Here is a 17,498-nt window from a genome sequence, read left to right on the forward strand (position 1 = left end):
GGTCATCCGCGTCCGACGCGGCCGAAATCCACGGCGGAAAACCATGCTTCCACCGGCATCCGTCATGATCAAGCGGCTGCCGGAATCCCGTCGCCCGGTGTGCGGGAGATCACTTGCAGGCGTGGAGCACGAGATCGCTGACCTCGCGGAGCCGTCCGATGCCCGCCCCGAACTGGGGCTGGACGCTGGACAGATAGGCGAACACCAGCTCGCGGGTGGGGTCCGCCCAGACGACGCTGGACGTGGTGCCCGCGTGTCCGAAGGCGCTCGCGTCGCTCGTCCCGCCCAGCACATTGGACAGGTCCTGCGGATCCGGGCTCGGCCCGCCCAGCATGAAACCGTGGGACCAGCGGACCGGACGCTTGAGGGACGCATCGGTTCCGCCGTCATTGGACGGTTTTCTGGCCTCTGCCACGCTTTCGGGCCGAAGGATGCGGACTCCGTCGAGTGAACCGCCCTCCAAAAGCATCTGGTAAAAACGGGCCAGTTGTGCGGCGGTGCCGGAGAGCCCGGCCGACGGAATGACGGCCTGGCGGTATCCGCGACGGTTGCTCATCCATTGGTTGGGCCATTCCGACGGATGGTCGGCGCGCGACGGCACATGCCGGCGCCAGGCACTGTCGGGCAGTCCCATGTGCAAATCGTTGAGCCCCAGCGGGGTGAAGAACTCGGAGGTCACAAAGGAGCGGAACGACTGTCCCGTCACCCGCTGCACGATTTCGCCGAGAATGAAGCCGAAGCTCATGAAGTGGTAGGCCGCGACCTTGCCGCCCGGCCACCGGGGCTTGGCCTGCTCGAGGTCGCGCACCGAGCGCTCCCAGTCGGTGGCGGTGCGCATCGTCCGCACCAGGCCCCGGCCCACCGGCACCCCGGCCCGGTGCTGCAGGACATGACGCACCGTCACCCCGCCCTTGCCCTGCCGGCCGAACTCCGGCCAGTACTCGGCCACCGGCTTGTCCAGCCCGACCCGGCCCTGCTCGGCGAGCGCGTGCACGGCCAGGGCGGCGAAGGGCTTGGTGGCCGCGTAGGCGAGGAAGAGGGAGTCGGGCGAGCAGCCGAACGAGCGGTTCAGGACCACGGATCCCCGCCGCAGGACGCACAGCTGCGCCGCGCCGCCCCTCGCCTGCACCACATCGGTCAGCCGTTTGAGGATCGCGGGGTCCATCCCCGCCTCCTCCGGACTCTGTTCCCGTTCGTCGATAGCGTTCATTGCGGTCGCTTCACCCTCTTCATGCTGGTGTCGGCAAGACTGCCAGGGGACTTCACGAGGACTGCGGCGTCCTCACCACATGACCGGCATGGTGTGCATGCCGCGGACCATCAGGCCCGCCTTCCACGAGAGGCTCTCCTCCGGGACGGCGAGCCGCAGCCCCGGATACCTGCGGAACAGCGTCGTCAGTGTGATCTGCAGCTCCACCCGGGCCAGTTGGGCGCCCAGGCAGTGGTGCGGGCCGGCGCCGAAGCCCAGGTGCGGGTTCGGCCGCCGCGTCAGGTCCAGCTCGTCCGGGTCGGCGAACAGGGCCGGGTCGCGGTTGGCCGCGCCCATCGACGGCACGACCGTCTCCCCGGCCTTGACCAGGACATCCCCGAGTTCGACGTCCTCGGTGGCCGTCCGCGGGAAGCCGTCGACGGTGCCGATGGGCACGAAGCGCAGCAGCTCCTCGACGGCGTCCGGGATCAGCTCGTGGTCGTTCCTGATCCGCTCCAGCAGCTGCGGGTTGCGGAAGAGGACGTAGAGGAAGTTGGGGATCTGGCTGGCGGAGGTCTCGTACCCGGCGATGAGGATGGCCTCGGCCAGCCGGACCAGCTCGCCCTCGGTGAGCTTGTCCTCCTCGTCCCGCGCGGTCACCAGGGAGCCGATCAGGTCCTCGGTGGGCTTCACCCGCCGCTGGGCGACGAGACCGCCCAGGTAGTCGTGCATCTGCATCATGTAGTCGCGCACCTGGGCAGGGGTGTGCGCGGTGGTCGTCAGCAGCGCGTCCGACCAGGTGCAGAACCGCTTCCGGTCCTCGGGCGGCACGCCCAGCAGCTCGCAGATCATCGTCACGGCGAACGGCAGGGAGAAGTCCTCCACCAGGTCCGCGGGCGGCCCGATCTCCTCCATCGCGTCCAGCAGCCGGTCGGCGGTGCGCTGGATGAGCGGCCGCATCTCCTCCACCCGGCGGGGCGTGAACACCTTCCCCACCAGACGGCGCAGCCGCGCGTGGTCGGGGCCCTCGACGCTCAGCACCGCGTCCGGCGGCGGCTGGTGCGGCAGGAACCGGGGAGCCCCGGGCGCGACGGCGAGCGCCCGGGAGAACCTGCGGTCCGCGAACACCTTGCGCACGTCCTCGTACCGGGTGGCCAGCCACGCCTCGCCGCCGTACGGCAGGGTGACGCGCTGGAGCGGCCGCTCCCGGCGCAGGGGCTCCCAGTGCGGGTCCGGCTCCAGCCGGTCGGGGGCGTGGAAGGGGTACGCGGGGGCCTCGCCGTCGGCGAAGGGGCACGCGCGCACCCCGGCCTCCGGGCCGGTCACTGGGCGGCGTCCCAGGTCACCGGGAGGTTGTACACCCCGTACACGATCTGGTCGTCACGCCAGCGGATCTCCTCCTGCTCCGCGGCCATGCGCAGGCCGGGGAAGCGCTGGACGAGGCCGCGCCAGGCGCAGCGCATCTCCACCCGGGCCAGTTCCATGCCCAGGCACAGGTGGATGCCGTGGCCGAAGGCGACGTGCGGGTTGTGCTCGCGCGTGATGTCGAGGCGGTCCGGGTCGGGGAAGACCTCGGGGTCGCGGTTGGCCGCCGGCAGCGAGGCCAGCAGGGCGCCGCCGGCCTGTATCGGGTGGCCCGCGATCTCCATGTCCTGGGTGACGCCGCGCGGCAGGCCCTGCTGGACGATGGTCTGGTGCCGCAGCAGCTCCTCGACGGCCCGGTCGATCAGGCCGGTGTCCTTGCACAGCAGGTCCCACTGGTCCCGGTTCTGGAGCAGCGTGTACGTGCCGATGCCCAGCATGTTGGCGGAGGTCTCGTGCCCCGCGATCAGCATGAGCACGCCGATGCCGGCGATCTCCAGGTCGGTCAGCGCCGGGTTGGCGTCGGGGTCGTTGGCCAGGTGGCTGAGCAGGTCGTCGCCGGGGTTCTCCCGCTTGGCGGCGGCCAGGTCCATCATGAACTGGTTCATCCTGGCGCCCAGGGCCCCCAGTTCCTCGGGGGTGGCGTCCAGGGCCTGGAGCCGCAGGACCATGTCCATGAACTCGGCCCGCTCCTCGTAGCGGATGCCCATCAGCTCGCAGATGACCAGCAGCGGGATGGGCAGCGCGAACGTCTGGACCAGGTCGACGGGGCCGCCCTGGGCCTCCATGGCGTCGAGCGCGTCGGTGACGATCTGCTCGATCCTGGGCTCGAGCTTGCGGATGGCCCGCATGGTGAACCACTTGGTCAGCAGGCGCCGGTAGCGGGTGTGGTTCGGCGGGTCCATGAAGATCAGGAAGCCCGGCAGGTACTCCTCGGCGCGCATCTCCGGCGCCAGGTTCCGCCACGGCTGGGGCGCGTTGCCCGGGTGGGAGCTGACGCGCGGGTCGGCCAGCGCGGCACGGACGTCGGCGTGCCGGGTCAGCAGCCAGCCCTCGGAGTCGTCGGCGAACCGCATCGGGCTGATGGGATCGGTGCCCCGCAGCTCCTCCAGCTCGGGAGGCGGGGAGAAGGGGCAGGTGCGCTCCCGCGGGAGCGTGGGCGGACGCCGCTCGGTGTCGGACACGGTGGTGACTCCTCGGAATGCGGGGCGGAACGGGACGGGTCGGGGGACGGTACGGGCGGGCCGCGCAGGCGCGGCCGCCGGATGGCTCAGAGCGTGGGGGCGTCCGGGCCGCTGAGCGGCAGCACCTGGTAGCTGGCGTCGGAGGGGTCGCGCCGGGTGGGGTTGAAGCCGGCCTGGGCCTCGGCCGGGTTGATCGGCACCTCCTGGACGAGGCTCGGCTCGTTCAGCACGATCCGGCGGGCGATCTTCCAGACGCCGTCGCGGCGCTCGAACCGGTCGACGTAGCGCCCGGGGTACTGCTCCACGCGCCGGACGCCGTCGCTGTCACGGTAGTGGTACGCGGTGCAGTAGGTCTCCACGCCCGCGGTGTCGCCGTCGATCTCGATCGTGGTGCCGTGGAGGGTGTGGAAGGTGCCGGTGTACGCCTCGCGGAGGAGCGGGATGATCTGCTTGGCGAAGTCGTGGGCGTTGCCGCGGATGACGCCGCGGTCGTCGTACGCGTCCTCGTGGTAGGCGGACTTGAGCAGGTCCTCGTCGAGGCGGTCGAGGCCGCGGCAGTAGCGCTGGAGGACGGCCCGGATCTCGCGCTCGATCCACAGGATGTCGAGCTGGTTCATGGTGGTTCTCCTTGGTTCTCTGGTCAGAGGAGCGTGGTCAGGCCGGTCCGCGGCGCGTTGACCAGGACGGCCTGGTTGCCCTGCGGGTGCTGGTTGTCGTGCATCAGCTGGTGTGCCTTGCCGACGTCCTCGAACTGGCCGGTCCAGGAAAGGCACGGGTCGAGCTGTCCGGCGGCGACCATGTGGATGACCTCGCGGCACTGCTTGAGGTTGGCGTAGTGCGAGCCCTGGAGGCGCTTCTGCCGCATCCACAGGAAGCGCAGGTCCACGTCGGCGTTGTAGCCGGTGGTGCCGCCGCAGATGACGACCATTCCGGCGTTGTCACACAGGTACATCGAGGTGGGGATGGTGTCCTGGCCGCTGTGCTCCAGGACGATGCGCGGGGCCCTGCGCTCGCCCAGCACCTCCCAGAAGCGCCGGCCGAAGGCCCGTACGCCCTCGGTCCAGCGGGCCATCGCCTCCGCGTCGCCGATGTCGGGCAGCCGCCCCCAGTGGTCGAAGTCGCGGCGGTTGATGGTGCCTTGGGCGCCGAGTTCGCGGCAGAACCGGGCCCGGTCCTCGTCGGAGACCACGGCGACGGGGATGCCGCCCCGCGCCCGGGCGATCTGGATGGCCATGGAACCCAGCCCGCCCGCCCCGCCCCAGATGAGGACCGGGTCGCCCGGCCGCACGTCGTGCGGCGGCCAGCCGCACAGCTGGCGGTAGGCGGTGGCCCCGGTGAGCAGGAAGCAGGCGGCTTCCTCCCAGGTCATGTTCGGCGGCTTGGGGTGGCACTGGTAGTCGTCGACGAGGCAGAACTGTGCGAAGGAGCCGTAGTTGCCCTCGTAGCCCCAGATCGACTGCGAGCCGGAGGTCATGGGGTCGGCGCCGAGGCGGATGTCGGAGGAGGTCTCCGTCCATTGGGCACCGGACAGGATCACCTCGTCGCCCACCGCGACCTGGGTGACGCCCTCGCCCACCGCCCACACCACGCCGGATCCCTCGGACCCGCCGATGTGGAAGTCCTCGCGGTGCCCGCGCTTCTGCCGCGCGGCGATCACGTCGACCGGCCGCCCGAGCGAGGCCCAGACGTTGTTGTAGTTGATGCCCGCGGCCATGACGAACACCAGCACCTGGCCGCGCCCCACCTCGGGCACGTCCACGACCTCGGTGCGGAACGCCTGGTGGGGCTCGCCGTAGCGCTCCTGCCGGATCACCGAGGCGTACATCTGCTCGGGCACGGTGCCGATCGGGGGTATGTCACCCGGTTCGTAAAGAGTACTTCGCACGCGGACCCCCGTCTGGATACGTTCTCGTGCCGAATCTGGAAAGAGTGCTGAATCTGGAGAGAGTTCGGAATGCAGGCCGCGCGGCAGTGCCGTCATTGCGGCGTCGCCAGGGAATGCGGAATGCGGCGGCCGGGACGGAGAAGACTCGGATCCGTCAACCGGCCTGCGCGGAAAGCGAATTGCTCATCCCATCGTACACAAGATCACCCACTTCCCGGAACTGCTCCGCCAGATAAAAATGCCCGCCCCGGAAAACCTTCAGCCGGAATTCCCCGGAGGTGTGCGCACGCCATCCCTCGACCTCCTCGACCGGGGCCATGGCGTCCGCGTCGCCCACCAGGGCGGTCACGGGGCACGGCAGGAGCGGCCCCGGCACATGGCGGTAGGTGCGGATCGCCCGGTAGTCGCTGCGGATGGCCGGCGCGACCATCCGCAGCACGTCCTCGTCGTCCAGGACCCGGGTGTCCGTACCGCCGAGATCGCCCAGGGCCGCGACCAGCGCCCGGTCGTCCAGCCGGTCCAGCGGCAGCTCCACCTCCCGCGCCGGATCCCCGCGCCCGGAGACGAAGAGGTGGACGGGCGGCGCGGCGTAGCCGCCGCCGTCCCGGCACAGCAGCCGCGCCACCTCGTAGGCGAGCACCGCCCCCATGCTGTGGCCGAACAGGGCCAGCGGCCGGTCCAGCCACGGCGCCAGCTCCCCCGCGACGCCGTCGCGCAGCGCCTCGATGGAGTCCAGCAGCGGCTCGTCGCGCCGGTCCTGCCGCCCGGGGTACTGGACGGCCAGCACCTCCACCCTCGGCGCCAGCACCCTGGACAGCGCGAAGTAGGCGCTGGCGGAGCCCCCGGCGTGCGGCAGGCACAGCAGCCGCACCGGCGCCTCGGGCGCCGGGTGGAATCGGCGTATCCACGGACGGCCCGAGGGCCCGCCCGGCCTGTCCTCCGCAGTATGCGTCGTCATCGCCGGTCAGCCCCTGCCGCCGGCGAGGCCCGACAGCCAGGCGTTCACGGCTTCCGCCGTCTGCGGCGCGTGCTCGTCCATCATCGTGAAGTGGTCGCCTTCCGTGTCGAGAACGGTGCTGTCGAACTTCCAGTCGGGGCGCCACTCCTGGCCCTCCGCGACCCGCCCCAGGGGCTCGGACGCCCGCAGCAGCAGGGTCGGCACGCCGGGCTCCTCGGCCACCCAGTCCGTGAAGAACCCGAAGTACTTGCCCATGGCGGTCAGCCGCACGTCGGTCATCGCCCCGAAGTCCTCCTCGCGGTCCAGGACGCCCTGGGCCAGCTCGCGCTCCATGCGGTGCAGCGCCGGGTCGTGCAGCAGGTAGGTGTCCAGCAGCACCACGGCCTCCGGGCGCGGGCCGGTGCGCGCGAGGTGGGCCGCCAGGCTGTAGGCGAACCAGCCCCCGGAGGAGTGGCCCAGCAGGACGTACGGCGCGCCGTCGGTCTGCCGGCGGATCCCCTCGGCGAGGAAGTCCTTCATCACCTCGAAGTCGGCCGGCAGCAGCTCGCCCGCCGAGAAGCCGGGGGCGAGCAGCGCCGAGACGCCCCGTGTGCCGCGGAAGGCCGCGGCGAGCCGGGCGTACTGCTGCGCCCCGTACAGCGGCACGGGCGCCGGGCAGCAGATCAGCCCCGCCCGGCCGGTGGCCGCCGCCAGCTCCACGGTGGCCGCGCCCTGCCCGGCCTCGGCCGCGCTGCGGAAGACCGGCCGCAAGCGCGAGGCGACCTTGGTCAGCTCCAGCGCGTCCTCGGGCCGGTCAAGGGTGTTCGCGTTGCGGTACAGCGCCTCCAGGGAGTACGGCGAGGGCGCCGCGGCCGAGGGGGTGCCGGAGCCGCCCGCGGCGAGCTGCTTGCCGAGGAACGCGGCCAGCACGGCGGGCGTCGGGTGGTCGAAGACCAGGCCGGGCGGCAGGCTCAGCGCGCAGTCGGCGGCGAGCGCGGCGCGCAGCTCGGCGCCCATCAGGGAGTCGAAGCCGAGTTCCAGGAAGGGCCGTCCGGGCTCGATCTCCGCGATGTCGACGCCGCCCATCACGGTGGCCGCCTGCTCGCGCACGAGCGTCAGCAGCAGGCCGTCGCGCTCCTCCGCGGACGCCTCGGCCAGCCGCTGCGCCACCGGCGGCGTCCCGGGGGCGGATTCCGCGGAACCGGCCTGCCCGGCGGCGGGCCGCGCCTCCGGCACGGTGCCCGCGCCCGCCATGCCCGCGAGCCAGTAGCGCCGCCGCTGGAAGGCGTACGTGGGCAGCTGCACGCGCGGGCCGGCCGTGGGCAGCAGGCGGTCCCACTGCGGGGACGCGCCGGCGGTGTGGGCCTGGGCGACGGCCGTCACGACGGCCTCCGGCTCGGGCATGCGCCGCCGCAGCACGGAGACGAACGTCCCGGGGTCGGCGTCGGGCAGGCACCGCCGCCCGGCGGCCGTCAGCACGCCGCCGGGCCCCACCTCCAGGAACACGGCGGCCCCGCGGTCGTGCAGCGCGCGGACGGCGTCGTGGAAGCGCACCGTCTCCCGGACGTGGCGCACCCAGTACTCCGGGCGGCACAGCTCGTCGCCGACGGGTGCCCCGGTGAGCGCGGAGACCACGGCGACGGAGGGCGCCCGGTAGGACACCGCCCGCGCGATTTCGGCGAATTCCCCGGTCATCGCGTCCATGTGGGCGGAGTGGAAGGCGTGGCTGACCCGCAGCCGTTTGGTCTCGCGGCCGCGCGCGGACCACTCGCGCGCGAGGTCGGCGACGGCTGCCTCGTCCCCGGACACCACCACCGCGTCCGGCCCGTTGACGGCCGCGACGTCCAGCCCCGGCCGGCCGTCGGCCAGCAGGGCGCGCATCTCGTCCTCGGTGGCCTGGACGGAGAGCATGGCGCCGCCCGCGGGCAGTGCCTGGATCAGCCGGCCGCGGGCCGCCACCAGGGCGCAGGCGTCGGCGAGCGACCAGACCCCGGCGGCGTACGCGGCAGTCAGCTCGCCGACCGAGTGGCCCGTCACCAGGTCGGGCCGCAGCCCCCACTCCTCCAGCAGCCGCAGCAGCGCGACCTCGACGGCGAACAGCGCGGGCTGCGTGTACGCCGTCGTGTCGAGCAGGGCGGCCTCGGGCGAGCTCTCGGAGGCGAACATAACCTCGCGCAGCGGCCGGTCCAGGTGCCGGTCGAGGTGACCGCACACCTCCTCCAGCGCCTTGGCGAACACCGGGCTGTACGAGGCCAGTTCGCGGCCCATTCCGGGCTGCTGGCTGCCCTGGCCGGTGAACAGGAACGCCGTCTTGCCGCCCGATGGCCGGGCCCGGCCGGTCACCAGGCCCGGCGCGCGGGTGCCGCGCGCCAGGGCCGACAGTCCGTTCAGCAGTTCCTCGCGGTCCCGGCCGACGACGGCGGCGCGGTGCTCGAAGGCGGCCCGCGTGGTGGCCAGGGACGCGGCGACGTCGGTCGGCGCCAGGTGGGGACGGTCCGTCAAGTGGGCGGCCAGGCGCTCGGCCTGCGCGCGCACGGCCTCCTCGCTGCGGCCGGAGAACACCCATGGCACCGGGCCCGGCTGCGGCGCCGCGCTGACTGCCCGGGGCGTCTCCGGCGTCTCCTCGGCGGATGTCTCCGGCATCTCCTCGACGGGCGGGCCTTCGAGGATCACGTGGGCGTTGGTGCCGCTGACGCCGAAGGACGAGACCGCCGCGCGGCGCGGCTCCCCGGTCTCCGGCCACGGCCGTGCCTCGGTCAGCAGCCGCACGTCGGCCGAGGACCAGTCGACGCGCGGGGTGGGCTCCGTCAGGTGCAGCGTGCGGGGCAGCACCCCGTGCCGCATGGCCATCACCATCTTGATGATGCCGCCCGCACCGGCCGCGGACTGGGCGTGGCCCAGGTTCGACTTCAGCGACCCCAGCCACAGCGGCCTGCCCGTCCCGCGGGCCTGCCCGTAGGTGGCCAGCAGGGCCTGGGCCTCGATCGGGTCGCCCAGCGGGGTGCCGGTGCCGTGCGCCTCCACCGCGTCGATGCGGTCCGCGGTCAGCCGGGCGTTGGCCAGCGCCTGCCGGATCACCCGGCGCTGCGCGGGCCCGTTGGGCGCCGTCAGCCCCGCGCTCGCGCCGTCCTGGTTGACCGCGCTGCCGCGGACGACCGCGTGCACCGGGTAGCCCAGGCGCCGGGCGTCGGAGAGCCTGGCCAGCAGCAGCACCGCCGCGCCCTCGGACCAGGTGGTGCCGTCGGCGTCCGCCGAGAAGGACTTGCAGCGGCCGTCGGGCGCCAGGCCCTGCTGCCGGCTGAACTCGGTGAACGCGGTCGGCGTGGCCATCACCGTCGCGCCGCCCGCCAGCGCCAGGGAGCACTCGCGCTGCCGCAGGGACTGCGCGGCCAGGTGCACGGCGACCAGCGAGGAGGAGCACGCGGTGTCGACCGAGACGGCCGGCCCCTCGAAGCCGAAGGTGTAGGCGATCCGGCCGGAGAGGATGCTGGCGGAGTTGCCCGTCCCGATGAACCCCTCGGCGACGTCCCGCGACTCGAGCACGTTGATCAGGTAGTCGTTGCTGTTGGAGCCGACGAAGACGCCGACCTCCTCGCCCCGCAGGGCGGTCGCGTCGAGGCCCGCGTGCTCGAACGCCTCCCAGGAGACCTCCATGAGCTTGCGCTGCTGGGGGTCCATGGCCAGCGCCTCGCGCGGCGAGATCCCGAAGAAGGCCGCGTCGAACCCGGCCGCGTCCTTCAGGAAGCCGCCGTGGCGCGAGTACGTCTTCCCCGGCGTCCCGGGCTCGGGGTCGTAGACGGCGTCCACGTCCCAGCCCCGGTCCGCGGGGAACTCGGCGATGGCGTCCCGGCCCTCGGCGACCAGCTCCCACAGGTCGTCCGGCGAGAGGACGTCGGCGGTACCGCCGGGGAACCGGCACGCCATGCCCACGATCGCCACCGGCTCGTGGGCCGCTTCCTCGGCCTCCTCCAGCTGCCGGCGGGCCCGCCGGAGATCGGCCGTGACCAGCCGCAGGTACTCGCGGAGTTTGGTCTCGTTGTTCTCAGCCAAGGCGGAGTTCCTTCTCGATCAGCTCGAACATCTCGTCGTCGGTGGCCGTGTCCAGCGCGAGGTCGTCGTCCTCGCCGGTCCCGCTCCCGCCGTCCGCGGCCGGCGCGTGGACCGCGAGCAGGCCCTTGAGCCGCTCGGTGATCCGGGCACGCTGCGGGTCGTCGGCGGGCAGCCGAGCGAGGCCGGCCTCGAGGCGGTCGAGCTGCTCCGGCAGGGACAGGCTCGTCGTCCCGGCCTCGGCCTCGCCGAGCCCGGACAGCAGGCAGGTGGCGACGGCGGCGGGCGTGGGGTGGTCGAACAGCAGGGTCGTCGGCAGCTCCTGCCCCGTCTCGCCCGCCAGGCGGTTGCGCAGCTTCACGGCCATCATCGAGTCGAAGCCGTGGTCCAGGAAGCCGCGCTCCGGCTCCACCGCCTCCGCCGTGGCGTGCCCCATGACGGCGGCGGCCTCGGTGCGCACCAGCCGCAGCAGGGCGTCGTACCGCTCGGCGGGAGGCAGCGCTCGCAGCGCCGCGACGCGCGCCACGGCCGGGTCCGGCCCGTCCTCCGGCACGGAGTCCTCGGGACGGGCCGCCTCCGCGCCGGAGCCGGTGGGGGCGGCGTGCCAACCGGTGGGGCCCGCCGGCCAGTAGTGCTGCTTCTGGAACGCGTAGGTGGGCAGGTCGGCCGGGCACGGCCCGGTGCCGAACCACGCCCGCCAGTCGACGGCCACGCCCCGGGTATGCAGCGTGGCCAGCGCGGTGAGGAGCGCGGGCGCCTCGGCGCGGTCGGCGTGCGCGACGGAAACGAACACGGGCGCGGTCCTGCCGGGCCCGTCCGCCAGGCAGCCCTGGCCCGCCGAGCCGAGCACCGTGTCGGGCCCGATCTCCACGTACGCGCCGACCCCGAACCGCTGGAGCCGCCGCATCTGGTCGTGGAAGCGCACCGTCCGGCGGATGTGCCGCACCCAGTACGCGGGGTCCCGGGCCTCTTGCGCACCGAGGAGTTCACCGGTGACGTCCGAGACGATCGGGATCCGGGGAGCCCCGTACGACAGGCCCCCGGCGATGCGGGCGAACTCCTCCGTCATGGCGTCCATGTGCGGGGAGTGGAAGGCATGGCTCACGTTGAGCCGGTTGGTCTTGCGGCCGCGTGCCGCCCAGTGGTCGGCGAGTTCGGTCACGGCGTCCGCGTCGCCCGACAGGACGACCGAGGTCGGGCCGTTGAGCGCGGCGATGTCCACGGTGCCCTCATGGGCGCCGAGGGCCGCCCGGGCCTCCTCCTCGGTCGCCTGCACGGCGATCATCGCGCCGCCCGCGGGCAGCGCGTGCATGAGCCGCCCGCGCGCGGCGACGAGGGCGGCCGCCTGCGGCACGCCCAGCACGCCTGCCACACAGGCTGCGGACAGCTCGCCGAGCGAGTGGCCGGCCAGGATGTCGGGGCGCACGCCCCAGCTCTCCAGCAGCCGGAACAGCGCCACCTCGTAGGCGAAGATGGCCGGTTGGGCGTAGTCGGTGCGGTCGAGAAGCTTGGCGAGCGGGTCGCCGCCAGGTGCGAACATCACCCGCAGCAGCGGCTCTTCCAGGTGCTCGTCCAGGTGCGCCGCCACCTCCTCCAGGGCCCGGGCGAAGACGGGGAACGCGGCGTGCAGGTCGCGCCCCATGCCCGCGCGCTGGCTGCCCTGGCCGGTGAACAGGAAGGCGGTCTTGCCCTTCACGGGGGCCACGCCGCTCACGACGTGGGCGGGCTGCTCTCCTTCGGCCAGGGCATCGAGGCCGGTGAGGAGGTCGCCGGTGTTGTCGGCCAGGACCACGGCCCGGTGCTCGAAAGCCGACCGGGTCGTCGCCAGGGCACGGCCTACTGCCTGGGCGTCCAGGGGTTGTTGGCGGGTGACGTGCTCGCGCAGCCGCTGCGCCTGCGCCCGCAGACCCTGCTCCGTACGAGCCGACACCAGCCACGGCACCAAGCCCGCCGGGGCACCCGGCTCAGGCTGAGCGGCCTGCTCCTCCTGCGGAGCCTGTTCAAGGATGACGTGCGCATTCGTGCCGCTGATGCCGAACGACGACACACCCGCCCGGCGCGGACGATCGGCCTCGGGCCAGGGCTGCGCTGCATCCAGCAGCTTCACCGCACCCGCCGACCAGTCCACCAGCGGAGTCGGCTCCTCGGCATGCAAGGTCCTGGGCAAAACCCCGTGGCGCATGGCCATGACCATCTTGATCAGACCACCGACACCCGCAGCCGTCTGCGTATGCCCCAAGTTCGACTTCAGCGAACCCAACCACAACGGACGATCCGCCAACCGGCCCTGGCCGTAAGTAGCCAGCAGCGCCTGCGCCTCGATCGGATCACCCAGCTTCGTACCCGTGCCGTGCGCCTCCACCGCGTCCACGTCGCCCGCCGTGATCCCGGCATTCGCCAGCGCCTGCCGGATCACCCGCTCCTGCGCCGGACCACTCGGCGCCGTCAACCCATTGCTCGCACCGTCCTGATTGACCGCCGAACCCCGCACCACAGCCCACACCCGGTGCCCGTTACGGCGCGCATCCGACAACCGCTCCAGCACCAGCACACCGGCACCCTCGGACCAACCCGTACCGTCCGCACCAGCCCCGAACGCCTTGCACCGGCCATCCGAAGACAACCCACCCTGACGGCTGAACTGCTCGAACATGACGTCGGTCGACATGACCGTCGCGGCTCCGGCCAGTGCGAGGGAACTCTCGCCGCGCCGCAGCGAATCCGCGGCCAGGTGCACCGCCACCAGCGACGACGAACACGCCGTGTCCAGCGTCACCGCAGCACCCGAGAGACCCAGCACATAGGAGACCCGGCCGGAGGCCACGCTCACGCTGCTGCCGGACAGCATGAATCCGTCGACGACCGCTCCGGTCTGCTGCACCCGGGCCAGGTATTCCTGGTAGCTGGTGCTCAGGAACACGCCCGTGTCGGTGCCCTTGAGGCCGTGCGGGTCGATGCCCGCCCGCTCGATGGCCTCCCAGGAGGTTTCGAGCAGCAGGCGCTGCTGCGGGTCCATCCCCAGTGCCTCGCGCGGCGAGATCCCGAAGAAGTCCGGGTCGAACTCGGCGGCGTCGTACAGGAAACCGCCCGCCCGCGCGTACGAGTCGCCCGCCTGCTCCGGATCCGAACCGTCCGGGCCATCCGGGCCGTCGGCGCCGTCCGAGGGCCCGAGGTCCCACCCGCGGTCCCGCGGGAAGTCACCGATCGCGTCCTCGCCGGCCGCCAGCAGCTCCCACAGCCGCTCAGGAGTGTCGGCACCGCCCGGGAACCGGCACGCCATTCCCACGATGGCAATGGGTTCCCTGCGCCACGCCTCCGCCTCGCGCAGCCGCTCCTGAGCCGTCTCGAGTTCTGCGGACAGCCGCTTCAGGTAATAGCGGAGTTTTTCTTCGTCAGCCATATCGGCCCCTTCACACTTGACTCACGGACGGTGATTCGGTGACCGATCTACGAAATGCCGAATTTCTTGCCGATGATGTCGAACATCTCGTCGTCCGAGGCCGCACTCAATTCGTCGCTCACGGAGCCCGCAGAGCCCGCGGAGCCCGCGGAATCCGCACCGCTCGCCACGCCCTCCACGGGGCCGCGGATGCTCGTCCACTCCGCGAGCATGCGCTGGAGCCGCCGGCCGATCTCCTCGTTCTCGTCGGGGACCGCGGTCAGCTCGGCCAGGGCGGCCTCCAGCTTCTCGAGGTGGGTCAGCGCCTCGGCGCGGGTGGCGGAGGACGGGTCGGGCAGGGCGTCCCCCACCGTCGAGGCCAGGTGGTCGACCAGGTCCCGGGGGGTGGGGTGGTCGAAGACCAGGCTGACGGGGAGCGTGAGGTCGAGCGCGGCGTTGAGCCGGTTGCGCAGTTCGACGGCCGTGAGCGAGTCGAAGCCGAGGTCCTGGAACGGCCGGTCCGTCTCCAGTTCGTCGGTCGAGCCGTGGCCGAGCACCGCGGCGGCCTGCTCGCGCACCAGCTCCGCCAGGACCGCGTCGTGCTCCTCGCGGGGCAGCTCGGCCAGGCGCCGCAGCACGTATCCGGTGGCATCGGCCGCGGTGTCGTCGGCGGCCGGGTCGAGCACGGCGTCCGGGGCGCCCGCGGCCACCGCGGTGGCGGGCCGGGGCGCGGCCGGGGAGGGCGCCGCCGCGATCTGCTCGTCCGGCCAGAACCGCTTGCGCTGGAACGCGTACGTCGGCAGGTCGGCGCGGCGGGCGCCGGACAGGTGCGGCATGCGGGCCAGCTCCAGCGGGAGCCCGCGGGCGTAGGCCTCGGCGACCGAGGTGAGGAACCGCTCCTCGCCGCCCTCGTCACGGCGCAGCGTGCCCACCGCCGTGGCCGGCGCGCCCGCGTGCTCGAAGATCTCCTGAAGGCTCACGGTCAGCACGGGGTGCGGGCTGATCTCGACGAAGAAGCGGTGCTCGTCCTCCAGCAGCCTGCGCACGGCCCCTTCGAGGAGCACCGGCTCGCGCAGGTTCCGGTACCAGTACCCGGCGTCCAGCGCGGCCGTGTCGACGACCTCGCCGGCGACCGTCGAGTAGAAGGGCACGCGCGCCCGGCGCGGCGCGACCGAGGCCAGGCCGTCGACGAACTCCTCGCGCACCGCCTCGACCTGCACGGAGTGGCCGGCAGCGGTCGCGGCGGGCACCTTCCGCGCCCGGATCCGGTCCGCTATGCACAGCGCCACCAGCTCGTCCACGGCCTCCGGTTCGCCGCACACCACGACGGACGTGGGGCCGTTCACCGCGGCGATCGACAGCCTGTCGCCGTACGGCTCGATGCGCCGGGCGACGTCCTCGGCGGACAGCAGGAAGGAGGCCATGGCGCCCTTGCCCGTCAGCCGGTTCAGCAGCGTGCTGCGCAGGGTGACGATGCGTGCCGCGTCGTTCAGGGACAGCGCGCCCGCGACGTACGCGGCGGCGACCTCGCCCTGGGAGTGGCCGATGACGGCATCGGGCTCGACGCCGTGCGCCCGCCACAGCTCGGCGAGCGACACCATGACGGAGAACAGCACGGACTGCACCACGTCCAGGCGGTCCAGGGACGGCGCCCCCGGCTCCTGGCGCAGGACGTCCGTCAGCGACCAGTCCACGTACGCGGCCAGGGCCTCGCCGCACTCCTCGATCCGCTCGCGGAACACGGCCGACGTCTCCAGCAGCCGCGCGGCCATCTCCGGCCAGTGCGAGCCCTGTCCGGGGAAGACGAAGACGGTCTTGCCGGACGTGGTGCCCGCGGCCCGGACCAGGCGGGCGTCCTCCTGCCCGGCCGTCAGCGCGTCGAGCCCGGCCTCCAGGTCGGCGCGGTCGGCGCCCACCACGACGGCACGGTGCTCGAAGGCCGTGCGGGAGGCGAGGGACACGGCCAGGTCGGCGGCGGGCAGCTCCGGGTGGCTGCGCACGTGGTCCGCAAGGCGGGCCGCCTGGGCGCGCAGGGCCTGCTCGCTGCGCGCGGAGACGGTCCACAGGAAGGTGCCGGCCTGCTTCGCCGCCCCCGGCTCCGGTGCGGGCGCGTCGGCGTCGGCCGCGGGGGCCGGGGCCTGTTCGAGGATGACGTGCGCGTTGGTCCCGCTGATGCCGAAGGACGAGACGCCCGCGCGGCGCGGGTGGCCGTGCTCCGGCCAGGCGGTGGGCTCGGTGGCCAGCCGCACGGTGCCGTCGGCCCAGTCGACGTGCGGCGTGGGGCTGTCCACGTGCAGGGTCCTGGGGACAAGGCCGTGCTGCATCGCCAGAACCATCTTGATCACTCCGGCGAGGCCGGCCGCCGCCTGGGTGTGGCCGATGTTGGACTTCACCGAGCCCAGCCACAGCGGCCGCTCGGGCGTGCGGTCCTTGCCGTAGGTGGCCAGCAGCGCCTCCGCCTCGATGGGGTCGCCGAGTTCGGTTCCGGTGCCGTGCGCCTCCAGCACGTCGACCTGGTCCGAGGGGACCTGGGCGTTGGCCAGCGCCTGCCAGATCACGCGCTGCTGGGCGCGGCCGTTGGGCGCGGTCAGGCTGCTGCTGGCACCGTCCTGGTTGACGGCGGAACCGCGGATCAGGCCGTGGACGGGGTGGCCGTTGCGGCGGGCGTCCGACAGCCGCTCCAGCAGGAGCATGCCGGCGCCCTCCGAGAAGCCGGTGCCGTCCGCGGCCTCCGCGAACGACTTGCAGCGGCCGTCCTTGGCGAGCACCCGCTGGCTGGTGTACTCGACGAAGCCCATCGGCGTGGACATCACCGTCACGCCGCCCGCCAGCGCCAGGGAGCACTCGCGCTGCCGCAGGGACTGCGCGGCCAGGTGCAGGGTGACCAGCGACGACGAGCAGGCCGTGTCGACGGTCACCGCGGGCCCCTCGAAGCCGAAGGTGTAGGAGAGGCGGCCGGAGAGCACCGCGGCCGCGTTGCCCGTCCCGACGTGTCCCAGGGAGCCGTGGGCGTCCATGAGCAGCGAGGAGTAGTCCTGAAGGTTGGTGCCGGAGAAGACGCCGACGTCCGTGCCCCGCAGGCCGGTCGGGTCGATGCCGGCCCGCTCCAGGGACTCCCAGCCGGTCTCCAGCAGCAGCCGCTGCTGCGGGTCCATGGCCAGCGCCTCGCGCGGCGAGATCCCGAAGAACGCCGCGTCGAACTCGGCCGCGCGCTCGACGAAGCCGCCCTCCTGCACGTACAGCGTGCCCTGGCGCCGCTGCTCGGGGTCGTACAGCGCGTCCAGGTCCCAGCCGCGGTCGTCGGGGAACGGGCCGATCGCGTCGCCGTCGTCGAGGACGAGCTGCCACAGCTCCTCGGGTGTGGCGACGTTTCCGGGGAAGCGGCAGGCCATGCCGATGACGGCGATGGGTTCGTTGAGCGATTCCACGAGCTGCTGGTGCTGCTGCTTGAGCCGCTCGGTTTCCTTGAGCGACGCGCGCAGTGCTTGCACAACTCGATCGTCGGTGGTGTCCAT

General features: G+C 73.0%; 8 protein-coding genes and 1 pseudogene. All 9 read right to left on the bottom strand.

Features of this window, described 5'->3' with window-relative positions; genetic code table 11:
• Positions 1–109 precede the first annotated feature (109 nt).
• The gene (locus AC1Z4A_RS02155) at positions 110–1,165 is read right to left on the bottom strand and encodes a serine hydrolase domain-containing protein (protein ID WP_483676101.1); all 1,056 of its coding nucleotides are present in this window, start codon (positions 1,163–1,165) and stop codon (positions 110–112) included.
• A 117-nt stretch (positions 1,166–1,282) separates the two neighbouring features.
• Positions 1,283–2,515 (bottom strand): cytochrome P450, encoded by a 1,233-nt coding sequence (locus tag AC1Z4A_RS02160; protein WP_483676102.1) that lies wholly within the window; start codon positions 2,513–2,515, stop codon positions 1,283–1,285.
• A complete protein-coding gene (locus AC1Z4A_RS02165; RefSeq protein ID WP_483676103.1) occupies positions 2,512–3,735 on the bottom strand; it encodes a cytochrome P450 in 1,224 nt (407 codons plus the stop codon). Before AC1Z4A_RS02165 ends, AC1Z4A_RS02160 begins: the two co-directional genes overlap by 4 nt.
• 86 nt (positions 3,736–3,821) lie before the next feature.
• A complete protein-coding gene (locus AC1Z4A_RS02170; RefSeq protein WP_483676104.1) occupies positions 3,822–4,352 on the bottom strand; it encodes a nuclear transport factor 2 family protein in 531 nt (176 codons plus the stop codon).
• Positions 4,353–4,375: 23 nt separating this feature from the next.
• Positions 4,376–5,620 carry a crotonyl-CoA carboxylase/reductase gene (gene ccrA, locus AC1Z4A_RS02175; RefSeq protein WP_483676105.1) on the bottom strand — a complete coding sequence of 415 codons (1,245 nt, stop codon included), beginning with the start codon at positions 5,618–5,620 and terminating at the stop codon, positions 4,376–4,378.
• Between the two features lie 154 nt (positions 5,621–5,774).
• Positions 5,775–6,578, bottom strand: coding sequence for a thioesterase II family protein (locus AC1Z4A_RS02180; RefSeq protein WP_483676106.1), 804 nt, complete (start codon positions 6,576–6,578; stop codon positions 5,775–5,777).
• A gap of 6 nt (positions 6,579–6,584) precedes the next feature.
• Positions 6,585–10,559 (bottom strand): annotated as a pseudogene (locus tag AC1Z4A_RS02185) (type I polyketide synthase); the annotation flags it as partial.
• Between the two features lie 40 nt (positions 10,560–10,599).
• Positions 10,600–13,974 (bottom strand): type I polyketide synthase, encoded by a 3,375-nt coding sequence (locus AC1Z4A_RS02190; protein WP_483683481.1) that lies wholly within the window; start codon positions 13,972–13,974, stop codon positions 10,600–10,602.
• Positions 13,975–14,051: 77 nt separating this feature from the next.
• A complete protein-coding gene (locus AC1Z4A_RS02195) occupies positions 14,052–17,498 on the bottom strand; it encodes a type I polyketide synthase (protein ID WP_483676107.1) in 3,447 nt (1,148 codons plus the stop codon).

The sequence above is a fragment of the Streptomyces sp. 17_S59 genome (genome assembly GCF_056930295.1).